The sequence below is a fragment of the Hydrogenovibrio sp. JE_KL2 genome, assembly GCF_009296185.1.
Lineage (GTDB): Bacteria > Pseudomonadota > Gammaproteobacteria > Thiomicrospirales > Thiomicrospiraceae > Hydrogenovibrio.
Genome location: NZ_WBJR01000001.1, coordinates 432,237 through 450,017 on the forward strand (window position 1 = coordinate 432,237; position 17,781 = coordinate 450,017).

The 17,781-nt window shown below is 44.4% G+C and carries 19 protein-coding genes; 9 read left to right on the forward strand and 10 right to left on the reverse strand.

Translation table 11 applies throughout. The annotated features are described in order from the left end of the window. Window positions 1–7 precede the first annotated feature (7 nt). Entirely contained in the window at window positions 8–586 is a 579-nt protein-coding gene (gene rsxA, locus F8R13_RS02055) for an electron transport complex subunit RsxA (RefSeq protein WP_029908654.1), read from the reverse strand. 160 nt (window positions 587–746) lie between these two features. Further along, window positions 747–2,792, reverse strand: a complete 2,046-nt coding sequence (gene metG, locus F8R13_RS02060; protein ID WP_152831666.1) for a methionine--tRNA ligase — start codon at window positions 2,790–2,792, stop codon at window positions 747–749. A gap of 291 nt (window positions 2,793–3,083) precedes the next feature. On the opposite strand from metG, the gene F8R13_RS02065 reads away from it, so the two are divergent. From F8R13_RS02065 to F8R13_RS02075, 3 genes are read left to right on the forward strand one after another with little or no spacing between them, the layout of a single operon-like run. Beyond that, window positions 3,084–3,383: an STAS domain-containing protein gene (locus F8R13_RS02065; protein ID WP_152831667.1), complete on the forward strand. Its 300-nt coding sequence runs from the start codon at window positions 3,084–3,086 to the stop codon at window positions 3,381–3,383. 24 nt (window positions 3,384–3,407) lie between these two features. Further along, window positions 3,408–5,129 carry a fused response regulator/phosphatase gene (locus F8R13_RS02070; RefSeq protein WP_152831668.1) on the forward strand — a complete coding sequence of 574 codons (1,722 nt, stop codon included), beginning with the start codon at window positions 3,408–3,410 and terminating at the stop codon, window positions 5,127–5,129. Continuing rightward, the gene (locus F8R13_RS02075; protein WP_152831669.1) at window positions 5,119–6,363 is read left to right on the forward strand and encodes a hypothetical protein; all 1,245 of its coding nucleotides are present in this window, start codon (window positions 5,119–5,121) and stop codon (window positions 6,361–6,363) included. The genes F8R13_RS02070 and F8R13_RS02075 overlap by 11 nt, the downstream gene beginning before the upstream one ends. Window positions 6,364–6,367: 4 nt before the next feature. Here F8R13_RS02075 and apbC read toward each other — a convergent pair whose 3' ends face one another. The 5 genes from apbC to purM all read right to left on the reverse strand — a co-directional run bounded on the left by apbC (window position 6,368) and on the right by purM (window position 10,747). Further along, window positions 6,368–7,492 carry an iron-sulfur cluster carrier protein ApbC gene (apbC, locus tag F8R13_RS02080; RefSeq protein WP_152831670.1) on the reverse strand — a complete coding sequence of 375 codons (1,125 nt, stop codon included), beginning with the start codon at window positions 7,490–7,492 and terminating at the stop codon, window positions 6,368–6,370. 92 nt (window positions 7,493–7,584) lie between these two features. Continuing rightward, window positions 7,585–8,208 (reverse strand): dCTP deaminase, encoded by a 624-nt coding sequence (gene dcd / locus F8R13_RS02085; protein WP_152831671.1) that lies wholly within the window; start codon window positions 8,206–8,208, stop codon window positions 7,585–7,587. Window positions 8,209–8,220: 12 nt separating this feature from the next. Then, window positions 8,221–8,961, reverse strand: coding sequence for a DUF3108 domain-containing protein (locus F8R13_RS02090; RefSeq protein ID WP_152831672.1), 741 nt, complete (start codon window positions 8,959–8,961; stop codon window positions 8,221–8,223). A gap of 8 nt (window positions 8,962–8,969) precedes the next feature. After that, complete coding sequence (gene purN, locus F8R13_RS02095; RefSeq protein ID WP_152831673.1) at window positions 8,970–9,638, reverse strand: phosphoribosylglycinamide formyltransferase; 669 nt, start codon at window positions 9,636–9,638, stop codon at window positions 8,970–8,972. Between the two features lie 65 nt (window positions 9,639–9,703). Continuing rightward, complete coding sequence (purM, locus tag F8R13_RS02100) at window positions 9,704–10,747, reverse strand: phosphoribosylformylglycinamidine cyclo-ligase (RefSeq protein WP_152831674.1); 1,044 nt, start codon at window positions 10,745–10,747, stop codon at window positions 9,704–9,706. 146 nt (window positions 10,748–10,893) lie between these two features. Between purM and F8R13_RS02105 the strand changes: the two genes are divergently transcribed. The 5 genes from F8R13_RS02105 (at window position 10,894) to F8R13_RS02125 (ending at window position 14,901) form a co-directional block, all read left to right on the forward strand. Next, window positions 10,894–12,201, forward strand: a complete 1,308-nt coding sequence (locus tag F8R13_RS02105; RefSeq protein ID WP_152831675.1) for a DUF2066 domain-containing protein — start codon at window positions 10,894–10,896, stop codon at window positions 12,199–12,201. 62 nt (window positions 12,202–12,263) lie between these two features. Next, the gene (locus F8R13_RS02110; protein ID WP_253806297.1) at window positions 12,264–13,055 is read left to right on the forward strand and encodes a DnaA ATPase domain-containing protein; all 792 of its coding nucleotides are present in this window, start codon (window positions 12,264–12,266) and stop codon (window positions 13,053–13,055) included. Between the two features lie 109 nt (window positions 13,056–13,164). Then, window positions 13,165–13,734: a TlpA disulfide reductase family protein gene (locus F8R13_RS02115; protein ID WP_253806298.1), complete on the forward strand. Its 570-nt coding sequence runs from the start codon at window positions 13,165–13,167 to the stop codon at window positions 13,732–13,734. Between the two features lie 16 nt (window positions 13,735–13,750). Beyond that, window positions 13,751–14,029, forward strand: coding sequence for a hypothetical protein (locus F8R13_RS02120; RefSeq protein WP_152831676.1), 279 nt, complete (start codon window positions 13,751–13,753; stop codon window positions 14,027–14,029). 11 nt (window positions 14,030–14,040) lie between these two features. Next, complete coding sequence (locus F8R13_RS02125) at window positions 14,041–14,901, forward strand: PilZ domain-containing protein (RefSeq protein WP_152831677.1); 861 nt, start codon at window positions 14,041–14,043, stop codon at window positions 14,899–14,901. Between the two features lie 10 nt (window positions 14,902–14,911). On the opposite strand, the gene F8R13_RS02130 is transcribed toward F8R13_RS02125, so the two are convergent. The 3 genes from F8R13_RS02130 to F8R13_RS02140 all read right to left on the reverse strand — a co-directional run bounded on the left by F8R13_RS02130 (window position 14,912) and on the right by F8R13_RS02140 (window position 17,058). Next, a complete protein-coding gene (locus F8R13_RS02130) occupies window positions 14,912–15,757 on the reverse strand; it encodes a 23S rRNA (adenine(2030)-N(6))-methyltransferase RlmJ (RefSeq protein WP_152831678.1) in 846 nt (281 codons plus the stop codon). Window positions 15,758–15,771: 14 nt separating this feature from the next. Then, a complete protein-coding gene (gene ylqF / locus F8R13_RS02135) occupies window positions 15,772–16,728 on the reverse strand; it encodes a ribosome biogenesis GTPase YlqF (RefSeq protein ID WP_152831679.1) in 957 nt (318 codons plus the stop codon). Window positions 16,729–16,821: 93 nt separating this feature from the next. After that, window positions 16,822–17,058, reverse strand: a complete 237-nt coding sequence (locus F8R13_RS02140; protein WP_029908688.1) for a hypothetical protein — start codon at window positions 17,056–17,058, stop codon at window positions 16,822–16,824. Between the two features lie 231 nt (window positions 17,059–17,289). On the opposite strand from F8R13_RS02140, the gene F8R13_RS02145 reads away from it, so the two are divergent. Then, window positions 17,290–17,622 (forward strand): hypothetical protein, encoded by a 333-nt coding sequence (locus F8R13_RS02145; RefSeq protein WP_152831680.1) that lies wholly within the window; start codon window positions 17,290–17,292, stop codon window positions 17,620–17,622. The last annotated feature ends 159 nt before the right edge of the window (window positions 17,623–17,781 follow it).

Below are 17,781 nucleotides of genomic sequence, written 5' to 3' on the forward strand. Positions count from 1 at the left end.
TTTTCCCTTACTTGACAAGGCCGCCGAAGCCCATAAAGGCAATGGACATGAGTCCAGCGGTTATCAACGCAATTGGAACGCCTTGAAAAGGCTTAGGAACATCTGCATATTCAACGCGTTCGCGAATGGATGCAAATAGCACCATGACCAGTGAGAAGCCAACAGCCGCCCCAAAACCATAGAGTGCAGATTCCAAGAAGTTGTGGCGTTCGCCCACATTCAACAAAGCAACCCCTAGTACAGCACAGTTAGTGGTAATCAGTGGAATGTAGATTCCTAAGACCTGATATAAAACCGGACTGGTTTTATGAATAGCCATCTCAGTAAACCCAACCACGGCGGCAATCGCTAGGATAAAACCGATGGTCTGTAAAAACTCCAGATGGAAGGGAACCAGTAAATAGGTGTTGATTAGGTAGCTTAAAACGGAAGACAGCGTCATAACAAAGGTGGTCGCCAAGCCCATGCCGACTGCGGCATCGGTCTTTTTGGAAACGCCCATGAACGGGCAAAGTCCTAGGAATTTAACCAGCACAAAGTTGTTTACCAAGATGGTACTGATTAGGATTACAAAATACTCTGTCATATCATTCCGTCGTTATTTGCTTTAAGTTCGTTAAAGCCGTATCGAAGCAAGCTTAAACAACACAGTATAGTCAAAAAAATTGCACTGAAACAGCTGAGATTTTAAAGACCAACGCATAAATAAAGATTATTAGCGGGCTTAAGCGAAAGCCCGCAATAGCTTATTTTACACGCATTCCTGGTTGAGCGCCTTCATCAGGATTTAAGATGAATAAGTCTTTGCCACCAGGGCCGGCAGCGAGAACCATTCCTTCGGACATACCAAAACGCATTTTTCTCGGCGCCAGGTTGGCAACCATCACCGTCAGTTTGCCAACCAACTCTTCAGGCTGGTAGGCTGATTTAATACCGGCAAATACTTGACGTTGTTCTAGACCGATATCCAGTGTCAGTTTCAACAGTTTATCGGCTTCTGGTACCGCTTCGGCATTGACGATTTTGGCAATACGGAAGTCCAGTTTAGCAAAGTCGTCAAATGTAATCTCCGGTGCAATCGGGTCGATATCCGAATTTACGGTTGCAGGTGCTGCTTGAGCTTGAGCTGCGGGCATGTTTTGTTTGGAATCGTCAATCATTTTTTCAACGGCATCCATTTCAACGCGGGTCATTAGGGGTTGGAACTTTTGAATGGTATGCCCTATCAATGGCGACTCAATCGCATTCCAGTCTAAAGTGTTGAGTTGCAAGAAACCGAGTGCTTTTTCAGCGGTTTCAGGTAGAACAGGTGCCAAATAAGTCAGCAGTACGCGGAAGAGGTTAATGCCGACACTCACAGATTCATGTAGTTCAGCTTCTTTACCTTCTTGCTTTGCCAGTACCCAAGGGGCAGTTTCATCAATGTATTCGTTTGCTCTGTCAGCGAGTGCCATGATTTCGCGCATGGCTTGACCATACTCGCGTTTTTCGTAAAGCGAAGCAATCATTTCCGATTCAGCAACGAAAGACTGATAGAGTGTTTTTGCGTTGTCTGATAAGTTGTCAGCCAATTTGCCGTCAAACTTCTTCACCACAAACCCGGCACAACGGCTCGCAATATTGACAACTTTACCGACAAGATCGGAGTTGACGCGTTGGACGAAGTCTTCCAAGTTCAAATCCAAGTCGTCTATTCGGCTGTTCAATTTGGCTGCGAAATAGTAGCGCAAGTATTCTGGGTTCAGGTGATCCAAATAGGTTTTCGCCATGATAAATGTGCCGCGGGACTTCGACATTTTTTGGCCGTCAACCGTCAGGAAGCCATGGGCGAAAATAGCATTTGGTGTTCTGAAATCCGCACCAGATAGCATTGCAGGCCAGAATAGAGCGTGGAAGTAGATGATGTCTTTACCGATGAAGTGGTAAAGTTCGGCATCACTGTCTTTTTTCCAGAAGTCATCGAAGTTGACGCCAGTTTTATCACAAAATGCTTTGAAGCTTGCCATATAACCGACCGGTGCATCCAACCAGACATAGAAGAACTTATCTTTTTCGCCTGGAATTTCAAAACCGAAGTAAGGCGCATCACGGGAAATATCCCAACCACGAAGGCCTGATTCAAACCACTCGTCAAGTTTGTTGGCGATTTGTGTTTGAAGGTGACCTTTGTGAGTCCATTCCTTCAACATGTCGCCAAAGTGATCTAATTCAAAGAACAAATGGTCGGTTTCTTTTTCAACTGGCGTGGCGCCCGATACCGCAGATTTTGGATTCAAAAGTTCAGTCGGGCTGTAGGTTGCACCACAAACTTCACAGTTATCGCCGTATTGATCTTCTGCTTTACACTTAGGGCAGGTGCCTTTGATAAAGCGATCCGGTAAGAACATTTGTTTTTCCGGGTCATAAAACTGGGTGATCGTTTTACGCGAAATATGACCTTTTGCTTTTAGCTGTTCATAGATGTAGCTGGCAAAATGACGGTTCTCAGGGGAATGCGTAGAGTGATAATGATCAAAAGCAATGTTGAAGCCGGCAAAGTCACGTTGATGCTCTTCAGAAACGCGGGCAATAAGCTCTTCTGGCGTAATGCCTTCGGCTTGTGCGCGTAACATGATCGGGGTTCCATGCGCATCGTCGGCACAGACGTAATAACACTCGTTTCCACGCATTTTCTGAAAGCGGGACCAAATGTCGGTTTGGATGTATTCAACCAAATGTCCCAAATGAATAGGACCGTTTGCGTATGGAAGCGCGCTGGTAATCAGGATTTTTCGGCTAGCTGTTTGTGTCATTGTTTTCTGAATCAGTTATCTAAAAAATTGGACAAACATTATATGCTTTTTGAGGACGTTTTTTGCCAAAAGAAGCAGAAAGTAAGGGTTTTTTCGATATTAAAGTCGCGCATGGCGCAATCAAAAAAACTATTGTTTGAAGGGCGACTTTTGGTGAAGTTTTAATTGCAGTCGTCATAAGTCTGATTTAATATGACCTGAAGCGGCATTAACCCTGGGTTTATCAGGTGTTTAAATGGATTGTGTCGTTACGCACTAAAAAATGCATTGTGCTACAGGGGAGGTTTAGTCATGGGTGTAAAAACTCAGGTGAATGATGGTGTGGTGAATATCTACATTAAAGGGAATTTTGATATTAGTTGCTACGATGATTTCAACAAGACGTTGAATGAGCACTTAGATTCAGCATCCAAGTTCGTGATAGACCTGTCAGAGACCACTTATATGGACAGTTCGGCACTCGGTATGTTGCTGTTGCTTCGGGAAAAAACAGGCGGTAATCCTGCGAAAATCGAGTTTACCCATGTGACACCGGAAGTTATGAATATTCTAAAGGTGGCGAAATTTGACCAATTGTTCACGATTGTCTAGCTGGCAGTAATTGAGAGGGCTGCTTTGAGAATTCTCGTAGTTGACCCATCCGAAACAAACCGTTTTTATTTAAAACTTGTACTTGAGAAAAACGGTTATGACGTTCTATTTGCATCCAATGGTTTGGATGCCTATCAAATGTTTGAATCAGAGCCAGTTGATTTGGTTATTTCTGAATTAACCTTGCCATTTATGAGCGCATACGACTTGGTTGAAAAAATTAAGTCGAACTCGTCAAATCAAATGATTCCTGTTTTTATCGTGACGAACGAGGTGAGTTCCGAAGCGATACAAAAAGCACTTGAAGTTGGTGCTGACGACTTCCTGCAAAAGCCTTATTCCGAACAGTTGTTTCTAGCCAAGATATTGTCGCTACTACGCATGAAACAGTTGACGACGGAACTATACAAATCAAATCAAACGATTTCTTCATTACACAAAAATCTGGAACTTGAACATCGGTCTGCCGAGCGTATTTTTGAGAAGTTCGTTCATGGCCCCGGTAAATTGGTGCCTGGGCTTGAAACGCATATTAAGCCGGCATCGATTTTTAATGGCGATGTTTTTCTTTCTACGGTGATGCCTTCAGGAAGTGTGCTGGTGTTGCTTGGCGATTTCACAGGGCATGGTTTGCCAGCCGCCATTGGAGCGATTCCTGTGGCGGAAGTTTTTTATTCCATGGTGCGAAGAGGGCGTACGCCGTCTGAGGTGTTGAGCGTTATCAACAGTAAGTTAAAAGAAATCCTGCCCACGCACATTTTTTTCAGTTGCATTATGGTTAAGATTCAGCCGGACAGAAAGTTGGTTTCCATCTTTAATGCTGGTATGCAACCGATCATTAAATTCAATACTCTCAAGAGAGAAGCAGAAGAGTATCCCTCAAGCTCCCCGCCATTGGGTATTTTGGATACAAACGAGATGTCCTTGAACTTCTTACGTATTGAGGTGGAACCTAAGGATTGTTTTTTTCTATATACCGACGGTATTGTGGAAGTGATGGATACAGACCGCAAGATGTTCGGGGTGGAACGTTTGGTTGAAGAAATTTCTTCGCGTAATAATCCGACAATCAATGACTTGGTCGAGTCGGCGAAAACCTTTAGTGCGGAACCTTTGTTTGAAGATGATGTCACTATCATCAAGCTTTCGATGGACGAGATTCTTAGTGAAAGCAAACAAAAACTCATGAAATCATCCAATATTGAAATTAAGCCTGCGACGCAGTGGCGACTCACTTTTGATTTTTGCCATAAGAATATCCGAGTCAATGGCAATCCGACTGAAGGGGTGGTGGATGCCATCATGGTCATGCAGCCGTTGATTTCCTTTAAGGAAGACTTGTATTTAGTGATATCAGAACTTTATGCCAATGCTGTCGAGCATGGTTTATTGAAATTGGATTCTTCGATTAAAGATCAACCCGATGGGTTCAGTAAGTTCAATGAGCTCAAGAACAAGCGTTTGTCTACGTTGGAGGACGGCAAGATTACCATTTACGTCAGGCAAATGCCGAAAGGGCTGCATTCGGGAGAGATAGAAATTCGCGTTTCACATTCGTTTAGTGAATCCGGTAACGATGAGTCTTGTGCAAAACAGTTAACGACAGAAGACAAAGAAAATGCCTTTTCCGGAAGAGGGCTGTTATTGGTTAGAGCCTTGTGCAAGTCACTTGCGTTGGACTTGGATAATGCTACGGCAACCGCCATTTTTGCTTGGCAACAGCCTGAGGTTCTAAATGAAGCCTAGAATCTTGCTGGTTAATGATGATTCGCGAGAAATCATCGTTTTTAAGCAAATTTTTTCAGAAGAAACCAGTTATGTGACATCTCCGTTAGCGGTAATGTCTAAAAAAACCGAATCGTCTGCAAGCGCGTCAACAGCAATATCAGGGTTTGAGCTTTTGTTGGCGGAGGATTTAGAAAAGGCTTTGCATCAAGTACAGGGTTTCATTCACGATGAAGTGCCTGTTTCGATTATTTTTATCAGTATCAATCAACACAAATCTCAGGAAAGAATTGCTTTTGCCAAGGAAGTTCAGTTGCTTGACCCTAGAGTCTATTTGGTGCTGTTTACTGATGCAAAAGGTGAGCGATTCGAGTCGCAGTTGCAGGCGTTGGAATCTTCAGTGTTGTTGCTTAAGAAACCTTTTGATGTTGATGAAGTCAAGCAGTTAGCTTTGCATTTTGCTCAAGAATGGCATAAGGACAATTCTCTGGCAACTCTTCAGCATGGATTGGAGAAGAAGATGGCAGAAAACATCTTTGAAGCTTCAATGTACAGTTTGCTAAACCCTATTTTGTTATCGATTAGCGACAAGGTAAACAGCCAGGTTGGGTTGTTGTATTTTTTACAGCAGCAAGTTCAACCGGTTGCAGAAAGCCAAAGTAGGTTTCAAGAAATCAATGAACGCCTGCAGGCAGACTCGAAAAGTCTGAGTAAAACCGTTCAAGTGGTACAACAACTTTTTTCAGAGAGCGACGAAATCACGGTTTTTACCATAGAAAGTGCAAGGAGTCGGATTTTTAATTTGATTCCTGAATTGAAGAACTTGCCAGACGATATAGAACTCACCACGGATTTGACTTTAGATCCCAGTCTATCATTGAGTTTGGCAAGAAATTTAATGATACTCGCAATAACATCCCTGGTGAGAAATGCTTTGGAGTCGGTTAATAGACACTTGTTGAAAGCAAAGAAAGTCACTGAAAAAGGGCATGTTCATTTGCATTCAGAAATGGTCTCAGAGACAAAAGTTTGCTTGTCCATTCAAGATAATGGCGAAGGGTTTGAGCCTGCTCGATTTGATGATATTGATGTCTTTATCCGCAGTGGCATCGCAACCGCTGACGAGATAAGGTTTCAGCTGGTGAAGGTTTTTCTTGAAAGTGTGAAGGGTGAGTTTTCAATTGAAAGTAAAGGTCTTGGAAAAGGGGTATTTGTGAAGCTGATTCTCCCCTTATCCATTCATCAAATATCCTAAAGTCTTAGCTGTTTTCCACCACAATGTTGGGGAATACCGATGCATAGCTTTTTCGTTGTAAAGCAATGTCACTGCCGATTGCCCAAGCCATTTGACGATAACGACCGGCAATTTCTCCAGCAGGTTGTTCAACCAAAGCAGGTTTTCCGGTATCCATTCCGATTCTGATATGACTGTCTAGTGGAAGTTGTCCAAGCAGTTTGGTGTTGGATTCCGTCGCCAGAGTGGCACCGCCATGCTCACCGAAAATAGCTTCTTCATGCCCGCATTGGCTACAGACATGCGTGCTCATATTTTCAATAATACCTAAGATTGGAATATTTACTTTTTCAAACATTTTCAATCCTTTACGAGCATCAATTAAAGCAATTTCTTGAGGGGTTGTTACCACAACCGCGCCCGTCACAGGGATTTGTTGTGATAGGGTGAGTTGAACATCACCCGTTCCTGGAGGAAGGTCAATAACCAAATAATCTAAGTCGGACCAGTTGGTTTCCTTCAGTAGTTGCATCAGCGTTTGTGTGACGATAGGGCCACGCCAAATCATTGGTTCGGCAGGGTCAATCAAAAAGCCAATAGACATGAGTTTAAGACCATGTGCTTCCAAGGGCTCCATACTTTTACCGTCTAAGGTCTGTGGCTTGTCGTGAATGCCAAGCATGGTCGGAACGCTAGGACCGTAAATATCCGCATCCAGAATGCCAACTTTTGCGCCTTCCTGTTTTAGCGCTAATGCCAAGTTCACACTGGTTGTGGATTTACCAACACCGCCTTTACCGGATGCCACCGCAATGATGTTTTTGACACCTGGTAGGGGCTGCGACTGATTTTGGGTTTGGTGGGTGATAATATCAGTCGTCCAATTGACTGTGATTTCTTTAACCTCTTCATTCTGAAGGAGCGCATGACTAAGTTGTTGTTCCAGAGCTGGCCATAATGAGCGCGCTGCGAAAGGCAAGCTGATATCAAGACTAAGAACGCCTTTTTTGAAGTTGGCGTCTTTTAGGATTTTGTCTTGAAAGACAGCGCTATCGACACCTTCGATATTCAGGTTGCGAAGGGCAGATTCCAAGTCATTCTGTAGAGGTTCACTGAGAGCAGAAGAGAATATTTTTTTTAGGAAGCTCATGGTAACGTCCTCATAAAGTTAAATTTTAGCGTTGCGGATATTTGGAAGGGGGATACCCCCAACCTGGCAGATTTTTATTTGTTTTTTGGTGTTTAGCTTAATAGGTCAAGCTGACGCTCGTCCATATTGCGAGCTTGATCTTGAGTGATGCGGCTTGCAGTAGGACCTTTCTGATCGCGGTATTTTGCATCTGCGCGTTTGTTGTATGGCTTGATGGCAGCACTGGACAAGGTTTCAAAGTTGATGGCGCAAATATCCATTCCTGGTCTTAGTGCCAATGGCAGTTTACCGCTGTTGAATATTTCCAATACGATTTGTCCGTTCCAGCCTGGATCGATTCGGTGTGCGGTGACGTGTACCATCAAGCCGAGTCTGGCAAGGCTGGAGCGTCCATCCAACCAACCGACCAAGTCATCTGGAATGGAGACGGATTCAAAAGTTGCTGCCAACGCCAACTCACCTGGGTGAAGGAAGAAAGCATCGTCCTCGGCAATGGTTATTTCATCGCCCATGATGGTATCCATAATCTTTTGCATTTGATTGCTTGGGCCGCTCAGGTCGATATAAGGGGCAGTATGATCATTGAAGACACGGAATTTGTTATCGAGTCTCAAATCGACGCTGATGCCTTTGATTTTACTCTGGTCAGGCATAGGCTCGATTCCGATTTTGCCGATTTTTAAATGCTGGATAATATCTCTATCGCTTAACTTCATAGTCTTTTTCTATCAGTTGGAAAAGTCGGGGACTCTGTTTAATTCAAGCGTAATCGTTCTCTTTTCCGCTTTGTTTTCAATTTCAATCTGGCCGGGGAAGTCTCTTATTTCCGGTACAAGCCATAATTTAACGCTCATTTTATCATTATGGAACTCAAAGCGCTTCGTTTGTAGCTCATCCTTGAAATCCAAGTCGATTTCATCCGGCTGGTTGGTGACCGAAAACAGGATTTTTTGTTGTACCTTGTCGTCTTGGAAGTACATGTCTTTGAGCGGTAAGTGGTTACGGACACGATACTGGATTGCATAAGCAATGGATATGGTGTCATACACCAGTTTGTGCAGTGGCCAGTTTTTGTTCTCTTCAACGTAATGTACTCGGTGTCTCTTATCATCACGAACCAGTGTGTAGGTCTTGTGTTCGGTGTGGTCGTCGTAATGGCGAGTCAGATACTTTTTGTACTCAAGCCATTTGAATTCTTTGTCGTTTTGAATCAGTTTGATTTTTTCGATGGCGGATTCATTGATAAAACGCTGTGCCCATTTTGGGGGGGAGGCTTCGCTCGTTAGTAGACAGTTTTGTTGTTGGCAGCTTAGGGATTGCTTGGCTTCGCCCACATTAAATCCAAACACACGTACATTGAACGTCGCTTTGAAAGGATAAAGTGTCTCCGCACGAGACGGCGCAGAAAAAAGGGTTAGGCAGGCTAAAAAAGTTAAGGTAAGGCGATGTGTAGGGGTTAGCAAAAACATGGTGCCACCTAGCGTTCTTTTAGCATGATTTCAGCGAAATCAAGCGGTGCCGTGAGCAATGTGTTCTTGAAACGCACTTTATTGTCTTCTAGTGTCAACGCACCAGATGCGAGCCAGTCGGCAACCAAAGGGTAAGTTTTGTGTTCAAGCGCATGAATTTTCTGACGAAGGGTCTCCGCGCTATCGTTTGGTTCTATGGCGACTTTTGCCTGAAGGATGACTGGGCCGCCATCGAGTTCAGCAGTCACAAAATGAATGCTCAAGCCGTGCTCGCTATCCCCAGCCTCCAATGCTCGTTGGTGAGTATCAAGTCCAGGGTATTTAGGGAGTAATGATGGATGGATGTTCAGCATTCGCCCTAAAAAGTGATGGGTGAAGGCGGGCGTCAGTATACGCATGAACCCAGCCAAAATAACTGCTTGTACCTGTTTGGCATCCAGTGCGTCAATCATAGCGAGGTCAAAAGCTTCACGAGAGTCATAGGCTTTATGGTCTAACACTAAAGTTTCGATGCCAGCGGCTTCCGCACGCTCAATCCCTTTGACATTGGGACGATTAGAAATGACGAGTTGGATATCGTAGTGCGAATGCGATTGAGCATCAATCAGGGCTTGCAGGTTACTGCCATTGCCTGAAATCAAAACCGCGATAGGAGTTCTTTGAGATGTTTGTGTCATATCCGTTTAGCATCGGTCAGAGACCGATGCATTAGCGTTATATCAAATTGGGTTAAACGGATGGATTAAAGCAATTCAACATGTGGTTCAGTTTGGCTTGATGTTTCAATCTTACCAATTTCAACCACTGTTTCACCCATTTGGCTTAGTGTTGCCATGGCTTTATCTTTCTCCGCAGCGTCCACTACAATCACCAGACCAATTCCACAGTTCAATGTACGGTGCATTTCGTGGAATTCGACATTTCCTGCTTGCTGAATCCAGTCAAATACTGCAGGGCGGTTCCAGCTTGACGTGTCGATTTTCGCCAAAGTATTGTTAGGCATGACGCGAGGCAAGTTTTCAAGTAAACCACCGCCAGTAATATGGGAGATTGCATGAATGTCGACGCTTTTCATCAACTCCAATACTGACTTAACGTAAATGCGGGTTGGTGCCATCAATTCATCAATCAAAGGTTGTCCATCACAATCTGACTGAAGGTCAACTTTGCTGACTTCAATGATTTTACGGATTAGCGAATAACCATTTGAGTGAGGGCCCGAAGAGGCAAGACCTAACATAACGTCGCCTTCTTTAACTTTGGTGCCATCAATCAAATCTGCTTTTTCCACGATACCGACACAGAAACCAGCTAAATCGTAGTCGCCGTCAGGGTACATACCCGGCATTTCAGCGGTTTCACCGCCAATCAACGCACAACCAGACTGCAAACAACCTTCACCGATACCGGAAATAACGTCTTTTGCCACGGCAATATCAAGCTTGCCTGTCGCATAGTAATCCAAGAAGAATAGTGGTTCAGCTCCTTGAACGATCAAGTCGTTAACACACATGGCAACCAAATCGATACCCACTTGGTCGTGTTTGCCGCTTTCGATGGCAAGGCGTAGCTTGGTACCTACACCGTCAGTTCCTGAAACCAAAAGTGGTTGTTTGTATTTGTCCATCGGAAGCTCGAACAAAGCTCCGAACCCCCCTAAAGAGGCGGATACTTCAGGGCGACGAGTCGCTTTTGCAATAGGTTTGATGGCTTCTACTAGGGCATTACCTGCGTCGATGTCTACGCCGGCATCTTTATAACTGATCGATTGGGTTTCTGTTGTCATACGTATGTTTCTTGTTAATCGCGTTGATTTTCGGGGCAAGCTTAAGTTTAAAACTCATCCCAAAAAGCGTTTATTAATATTATTAAGTGTCAAAAAATCGGATAACATATTGTAACTAAAATTTAAGTAATAAGCAGGAAACTTTGATGCTTGGCGTCTGGCAAAATAATTGGAGAAGCGTTCAAAAAGTCGTGGCGATGTTATTCGTCATGTCCGCTTTTTTTGTAGGGAGTGCTGCGCACGCTGGTGATGAGCTTTTCGATGTAAAAATTCCGATATCGGATTCCGATGCGAATTTATCGAAGCAAGATCAGTTTGACAAAGCCTTGGCGGAAGCCTCCCGCGTTGAATTGATGCGCTTGACAGGGCGTCTAGATATTAATGACGATGATGAGTTTCAAGAGTTGTTACAAAACCCGAAAGATTGGTTGAGCCGCTACAGCTATCAGCCTATTGTTCAAGAAGGGGTCGCGGTTGGAACGCAAATAGAATTCAGCTTTGACAGAAAACATATTTATCAATATTTTCAGAAGCACAATCTTGTGCTGTGGCCATACAGTAATCGTCCAAAAACCTTGGTGTTCGGGTCGCAGAAACTGGGTAATGACACCGTTAATTTGAATGCTGATGCTTTGGAAGATAATCCTGCGTTGGATTACAGAAAGCCAGCAGAACGCATGGGAGTACCAGTTTTAGAGCCTTCGAACGCTGTGGATTCTTCTCTGTGGGTTTACCCTTTGCAAAATGCTTCGCCTGAACAGATTGTATTTTTGGAATCTCAAGTCAAAGCGGACTACCTGATGACCTATCAAGAAGAAGTCTCGGAAACAGGTGACAAAGCTTTTCATTGGGAGCTTTTTGACAAGCAGGGTCAAAAGGTTCTGGATGGTCAAGCCGACAACACGCTTGCAATGGATAATTTGAAAGACATTTTCGCCAGACTCTTGGATTACTATTCACAAGGCTACCGTGCACAAGCGGATATTCTGGGGTCACTTACTCTGACGCTGGATAATGTTAAGCAGGTAGAGGATTTGGAATCGGTAGAGACGGCATTGAACAACCTAAAACCGGTCGTTCACTCCGTGAGATTGAATACACTGCAAAATAATCAGGCGAACTTTGAAATCATTTACCAAGGTATTTACAGCAACCTGTTAACTAAAATTCAGCAAATTCCGCATGTATTGGTGACAGATAACGATGCGGTTATCGGTGTCGTTCAGGCAAAATGGTCTGATGAAGCTCAACCGAACCAACCCGTAGACTCATCTACAGGCGTATCGCCAGATACAGCCGTTTCTGGTAGTGCAAGCAGTACGCCTTTGGCGATACAAGGGCAGGCTTCCAGTAGTGCAATTTCACAAAACCCTCAGGTTGAAAAAGGCAATGATGTCCAAACCGAAGGGGCTGTTATAGAAACCATGCCGCAAGGCGAGTCAATTGCGCCTTAATGCCGGCTGTTTGACGAGGCTTAACCGATGTTCCTATCCTTTATCTTCACTGTAACAACGCCATGATGTATGCTCAATTACCGCTGAAAATTGAGCTTAAGGACGAAGCGCGTTTTTCGACTTATGTTTGCGAAAGTGAAGGGTTAAAAAACACGTTGAATGCTTTGCAGTCGGCTTTAGGTGGAATCGATAAAAACACTCAGGGTTCGTCGGAAAACTCCGTGCTGGGAACCAAGGCCTGTTGTTTTATTGGGCCTATGGGGGTTGGGAAAACACATTTGTTGCAGGCGGCTTGCCGCTTTCAAATCGAAAATCAGGCGAATGCTGCAAAGCAAAATAGTGCGCAGTCTTTCGGTGCAGGTGTTTATTTGCCTCTGGGAGATGTCACCTTACCTTTTGTGCCAATGGTGTTGGATGGCATGGAACAGGTTGACCTGGTCTGTGTTGATGATATTGATCTGGTGATAGGGCAGGAAGACTGGGAGTTGGCGCTGGCGAATCTGTTGATGAAGTCTAAAAATATGGGGCATGCCGTGTTTTTTGCATCCAATCAACCGATACACGAATGGACCATCATCACCAAGGAACTGGCATCGGCAATGGTTAATGTGTTACCCATTCCGCTGGAACCAATCAAAACGGATAAAGCGCTTGTTGACGCCTTACAGAAGCACGCGGAAATGTTAGGGTTTCATCTGTCGGTGGAAGTCTGTAATTATCTCATCAAGCAATACTCCAAAAATTTGCAGGAGTTGCTGGCTGTACTAGGCTTGTTAGCGGAAGCCTCCATCGTACAAAAACGCCGAGTGACCCTGCCTTTCGCCAAGCAAATCCTAATGCCTAAATTTGACTGAGCCGGTTGCTCAGTACGAGTTAGTCAGACTTTATTCAGCGGTTAGAACGTTGAATTTAGGGTAAAATATGCTAATAGCAAACGATAAATAAACATAAAAGGAAACATAAATGCACGGTCTGGATTCGGTCAGCTTATCTAGCTTTTCTAACGCTTCATCTAAATATTGGAAAAAAACTTTATCAGCACTATTGTTGTCTCTGGGAGTCATGGCATTGTCGCAAACCAGCGCTTTTGCAGCGGATTCATCGGATGATCCGGCATTTGTGACATTGGATGGAAAGAACGTTAAGTTATCCGATTACAGAGGCAAGTGGGTAATTGTGAATTATTGGGCAACTTGGTGTCCGCCTTGCCGCATGGAAATCCCGGAGTTGGAGATGTTCTATGAAAAGCATAAAGATAAAGACGCAGTTGTGCTGGGCGTGAATTATGAAACGGGTGACGTTAAGCACGTGCAAGACTTTGCTCGTCAGCAAATGGTTTCCTATCCTATCGTCCGTGAAAAAGGCGGTGCGAATGGCAGAAGTACGGTATTTGGTCCATTGAAAGGGTTGCCGACAACCTATATGGTGACGCCTAAAGGTGAAGTAGTTGCGGCAAGAACCGGTATGGTCGATCAAAAAATGTTGGAAGACTTTATGGCTAAATTCAACTCTATGTCTTCGAAAGACAAATAATTTAAAGACCAGTGATATGAACAAAGCACAACTGACTTTTGGATTGAAATACTGGCGGCTGGCAATTCACCTGATTTTCAAGACCAAGCATTTTGGCGTGAACAACATTTGGTGGGCGAGACAACCTTCGGCTATTGGTTGGCATTGGTATGAAATTTGTTGGGGAATCTTGACGGTTATGCCGATATGGCGTAATTATCAGTCATTAAGAGTGAGAAGTTGCCTAGGGTGGATTCCCCAAGCAGACTGTGAAGCACTCGGTTACGATAAAGTCATTCAAAAAAGCATCAAGTAAGAGTTAGTGCCATGATTCAAATGGATTTAGAGCAAAGACAGTCACATCGTTTCTTCCGACCATTTTTGGTAACGGATCACGAGGATGTTGATTTTTCTGATCCATTTGAAGGCTATGACGTGAACTTGACCGGCCTTGGATTTGTCGTTGAATCAAACGATTTGTTTCTTCCAAGCCAGGAAGTCAGTCTAAGAGTTAAAAATACAGAGACGGATGAAGTCTATTGTTTAGAAGGGGTGCAGGTCATTCACTTGCAGTCTTCAGATTTGGACGATGGTAAGTTTATTTGCGGCTGTCATATTTCCAAAGTGACCAGCAACCAATTGCTGGCGCATCACCGCCTGGTGATGACCGATGCACAAACGGCGGTTGTCTCCATGCAAACCTCGAAACTGTCGGAATTCAACTTTGTGGAAGATGGCTCTGAGCTATCCAAGGATGAAGCCGATTTTCAAGAAGCCAGTTTGGCTTTGAACCTTGCGGTATCCCAGTCCGAACGAAACCAGCATGAGATTGAGCGCTTTATTGTCGATGTCGAGTCGATTATGCGTACCGATGCCAAGGCTGATGTGAAGCTGGCAGATCTTCAAAAAGAATTCGATGCTTTTAAAGACCACTTGGGTACCATGAACGAAAGCACGATTGCTTTTGCGACTTTAGCCAAGTTGCTGGCGCATACACCGAATATTGAACAGCATCGGTTGGCGTGGAAAACCCTTATTTCAGATTTTGAAACCCGCTTCTTGACCGAAGCCCAGCAAATTGCCTATGACTTTATGCATCAGGGGTTGAGCGCGGAAGAAGCAATCAAGTTGGCAGATGAATACATGCTGTCGTCAAAAGCCAATCGAGATTCAAAAGACCAGCATTAACGTCGCTTTTTTATTCGGCAACCAGTTGTTGAATACGATAGACACCATCAGAACCACCGAGTGTTTTTGCCAGCAAAGGCAGCGCTTCCTCCATGGCGGCATACAATGTCCACGGTGGGTTAATCAACAGCATGCCACTTGAAGTCATCCCACGAGAACCATTGTCTGAAGTCAGCCCCAACTCAAAAGATTGGATATTGCGAATACCGCTTTTCACAAATGCTTTTTCCAACTGCGTGATACGCTGGCGTTCCACCACCGGATACCAAAGCGCATAGGTTCCCGTTGCGAACTTTTTATGGGCTTTGATGAGAGACTCGACGGTTTGTTTATAGTCATCTTTCACCTCATAAGGTGGATCCATCAAGATAAAACCACGTTTTTCTTTTGGCGGAAGCTGGCTTATACAAGCTTGAAAGCCATTTGAATTGGCAATGTGGATGCGTCGATCCTGCTTGAAGTTTTTGCTCAGTGTTTGGTATTCACGTGGATGCAGCTCAAACAGCGAAAGTCGGTCATAGTCCCGCAAAAGATGTTGTGCAAACCAAGGTGATCCGGGGTAGTGAGAGAGTTCAGAACCCATGTTGAAGTCGTCAACGGCTTCCAGATACTGAACAATACTTTCCGGTAAGTTGGCACGATCTAGTGCCCAGAGTTTGCCGATGCCCTTTTCATACTCACGGTTTTTTTGCGCTTCGTTATCACTCAAAGTAAAAGCGCCGGCGCCGGAATGGGTGTCCAGATAAAAAACAGGTTTGTCTTTTTGGGTCATGTAACGCAGGGTATGAACGCACACCATATGCTTAAGCACATCGGCGAAATTACCGGCGTGAAAAGAGTGTAGATAACTGAGCATGTAAGCTGTCCTGATTAGCGATTTCGGTTACGTTTGTTCTTTTTTTGTTTTTTGGCTTCTTCTCGTGCCAGTTTTTTAGCTTCTTTTTCGGCACGGCGAACTTCCACCTCCTGAAGCTCGGCTTCCATCATATCTGGTAATTCGAAAGTCACTTTACCCAAATAGCCATCACGGATTTCGGTAATCAAAATGCGTGAAACCTTATCCATGTCAACTCTGCCGCCGCCCACCAAACAGCCTCGCATGCGCCCGATCTCTTCAAGAAGCTCAACATCCGCATAAGGGTTGTCCAAAGAAGGCAACTCTTTGAGTTGATAGCGCTCCAACAATCTGTCCGGGTACATTTTCAGCAGGTATTCCGCAGCATAACTGGCAACATCCGGTAACTCGAAAGCGGTTTCCTTGATACCGCCGGTAATCGCCAAACGATAGCCGGAGTGTGGATTTTCTATATTTGCCCACAGCATCCCCGGGGTGTCGAACAGGGTGATGTTGTCTTCGAGTTTGATGCGTTGCAGCATTTTGGTAACGGCGGGCTCATTACCCGTTTTGGCAATCGGGCGGCTGGCAAGTGTGTTGATCAAGGTTGATTTTCCGACATTCGGAATTCCCAAAATCAAAGCGTGAATCACTTTGATGGAATCTTTCTCTCGCGGGAACATGCGATTGATCAAGTCGAAAATCTGCGTTTTACGATCTGCCTGTTGAGCGTTCAACGCCAGAGTTTTGATGTTTTTGTGCTGCTCAAAATAGGCTTGCCAAGCTTCGGTCTTTTCGTCATCCGCCAAATCGGATTTGTTGAAAATCTTGATGGTCGGTTTGTCTCCGCGTAACTCGGCAATCATCGGGTTTTCACTACTGTAAGGAATGCGTGCATCAAGCACTTCGATAATCAAATCCACTTGCGGTAGGATTTCACGCACTTCCTTTTGTGCTTTGTGCATGTGACCTGGATACCATTGGATTTGCATGTTGTTGTCCTGAATAGTTTGCTTAACGAGAGTATGAGCGCGAATTATACCAGCCTTTGAGGTTGTTCGCGCAGCAAGGAGAGGGGACTAAGTTTAGCGGAATAGCCCGCGAATAAAACGTACAAAGACGACCACGGCAGAAATCAACCAGGCATAGACAAACCATTTGAAGAAAGCATAGAAAGATTGCAACGGGCCTGCCATCTGGTCAAGGCTCTGAACGGTCAATACGCCGTTTTCGGCATGGCCGAGCATCATAATGACCACCATGAGCATCACTGCGCCGATTGCTGCGCCACCGTAGAGAAATGCTTTTGTCCAAATATCCATAGTGCTTCCTTTGAGATAAGGTTTGATGAGAGAAAAGTGTAAGTGAGAAACCTCAAAAAGCCAAGCGTGTCATGCATATCGGATAGAGAGTTGATTATCGAATCGATAGATAATCCAAATATTGGAACACTAAATGCTGTGATACTTTAGTAACAGATTCGGTTGGTTTTTCGGGGAAGCCTGAATTGAATCTCTATTGTCGATTTCACTCGTCAAATCAAGGAGATAGTTATGCCATACGCAAGAGAACCTGACACTAGTTATAAGCCTGCTTATAAAAAAGCTTCTGCACCAAGTCGGAAGTCTTCTGCACAAAATGAGAAGACACTGAGTAATGTGGTGTCATTCAAGCAAAAAGAAGTAGACATGATGCCTGGCGATTGGGCGGAAGTCGGCAACCCAACGCCTTATGAGTTATGTACGACTATTCATACTTGTAAGCGTTTCTGGCACATGAACAAACAGGCATTGACGCACCCCGATTGTGATGTCGAGGTCACTGAATACAACATCCGAGTACTGGAAAAGCTTTATATTCACTTGATGTCTTATCTTGTTGAATAATCCATTCATTAACACAGAGTAGCCATATCATTCACATCCCGGCTGCTCTTTACCCCAACCTGGCAGATTTTCATCAAAAAGTCATAGAAAACTTCCCAGCAATATTGTGTTGTTGGAATCTTATCCTTTAAGATGGAGGAAAGATTGCAGAGGAGGCGG

Excerpts from the sequence above, each read along its gene's own strand:
- apbC (WP_152831670.1), bottom strand. The coding sequence starts at position 7,492 with ATGAGCTTCCTAAAAAAAATATTCTCTTCTGCTCTCAGTGAACCTCTA.
- metG (WP_152831666.1), bottom strand. The coding sequence starts at position 2,792 with ATGACACAAACAGCTAGCCGAAAAATCCTGATTACCAGCGCGCTTCCA.
- F8R13_RS02075 (WP_152831669.1), top strand. The coding sequence starts at position 5,119 with ATGAAGCCTAGAATCTTGCTGGTTAATGATGATTCGCGAGAAATCATC.
- rsxA (WP_029908654.1), bottom strand. The coding sequence starts at position 586 with ATGACAGAGTATTTTGTAATCCTAATCAGTACCATCTTGGTAAACAAC.
- F8R13_RS02125 (WP_152831677.1), top strand. The coding sequence starts at position 14,041 with ATGATTCAAATGGATTTAGAGCAAAGACAGTCACATCGTTTCTTCCGA.
- F8R13_RS02105 (WP_152831675.1), top strand. The coding sequence starts at position 10,894 with ATGCTTGGCGTCTGGCAAAATAATTGGAGAAGCGTTCAAAAAGTCGTG.
- purM (WP_152831674.1), bottom strand. The coding sequence starts at position 10,747 with ATGACAACAGAAACCCAATCGATCAGTTATAAAGATGCCGGCGTAGAC.
- purN (WP_152831673.1), bottom strand. The coding sequence starts at position 9,638 with ATGACACAAACATCTCAAAGAACTCCTATCGCGGTTTTGATTTCAGGC.
- F8R13_RS02065 (WP_152831667.1), top strand. The coding sequence starts at position 3,084 with ATGGGTGTAAAAACTCAGGTGAATGATGGTGTGGTGAATATCTACATT.
- F8R13_RS02130 (WP_152831678.1), bottom strand. The coding sequence starts at position 15,757 with ATGCTCAGTTATCTACACTCTTTTCACGCCGGTAATTTCGCCGATGTG.
- F8R13_RS02090 (WP_152831672.1), bottom strand. The coding sequence starts at position 8,961 with ATGTTTTTGCTAACCCCTACACATCGCCTTACCTTAACTTTTTTAGCC.
- dcd (WP_152831671.1), bottom strand. The coding sequence starts at position 8,208 with ATGAAGTTAAGCGATAGAGATATTATCCAGCATTTAAAAATCGGCAAA.
- F8R13_RS02110 (WP_253806297.1), top strand. The coding sequence starts at position 12,264 with ATGATGTATGCTCAATTACCGCTGAAAATTGAGCTTAAGGACGAAGCG.
- F8R13_RS02140 (WP_029908688.1), bottom strand. The coding sequence starts at position 17,058 with ATGGATATTTGGACAAAAGCATTTCTCTACGGTGGCGCAGCAATCGGC.
- F8R13_RS02145 (WP_152831680.1), top strand. The coding sequence starts at position 17,290 with ATGCCATACGCAAGAGAACCTGACACTAGTTATAAGCCTGCTTATAAA.
- F8R13_RS02120 (WP_152831676.1), top strand. The coding sequence starts at position 13,751 with ATGAACAAAGCACAACTGACTTTTGGATTGAAATACTGGCGGCTGGCA.
- ylqF (WP_152831679.1), bottom strand. The coding sequence starts at position 16,728 with ATGCAAATCCAATGGTATCCAGGTCACATGCACAAAGCACAAAAGGAA.
- F8R13_RS02115 (WP_253806298.1), top strand. The coding sequence starts at position 13,165 with ATGCACGGTCTGGATTCGGTCAGCTTATCTAGCTTTTCTAACGCTTCA.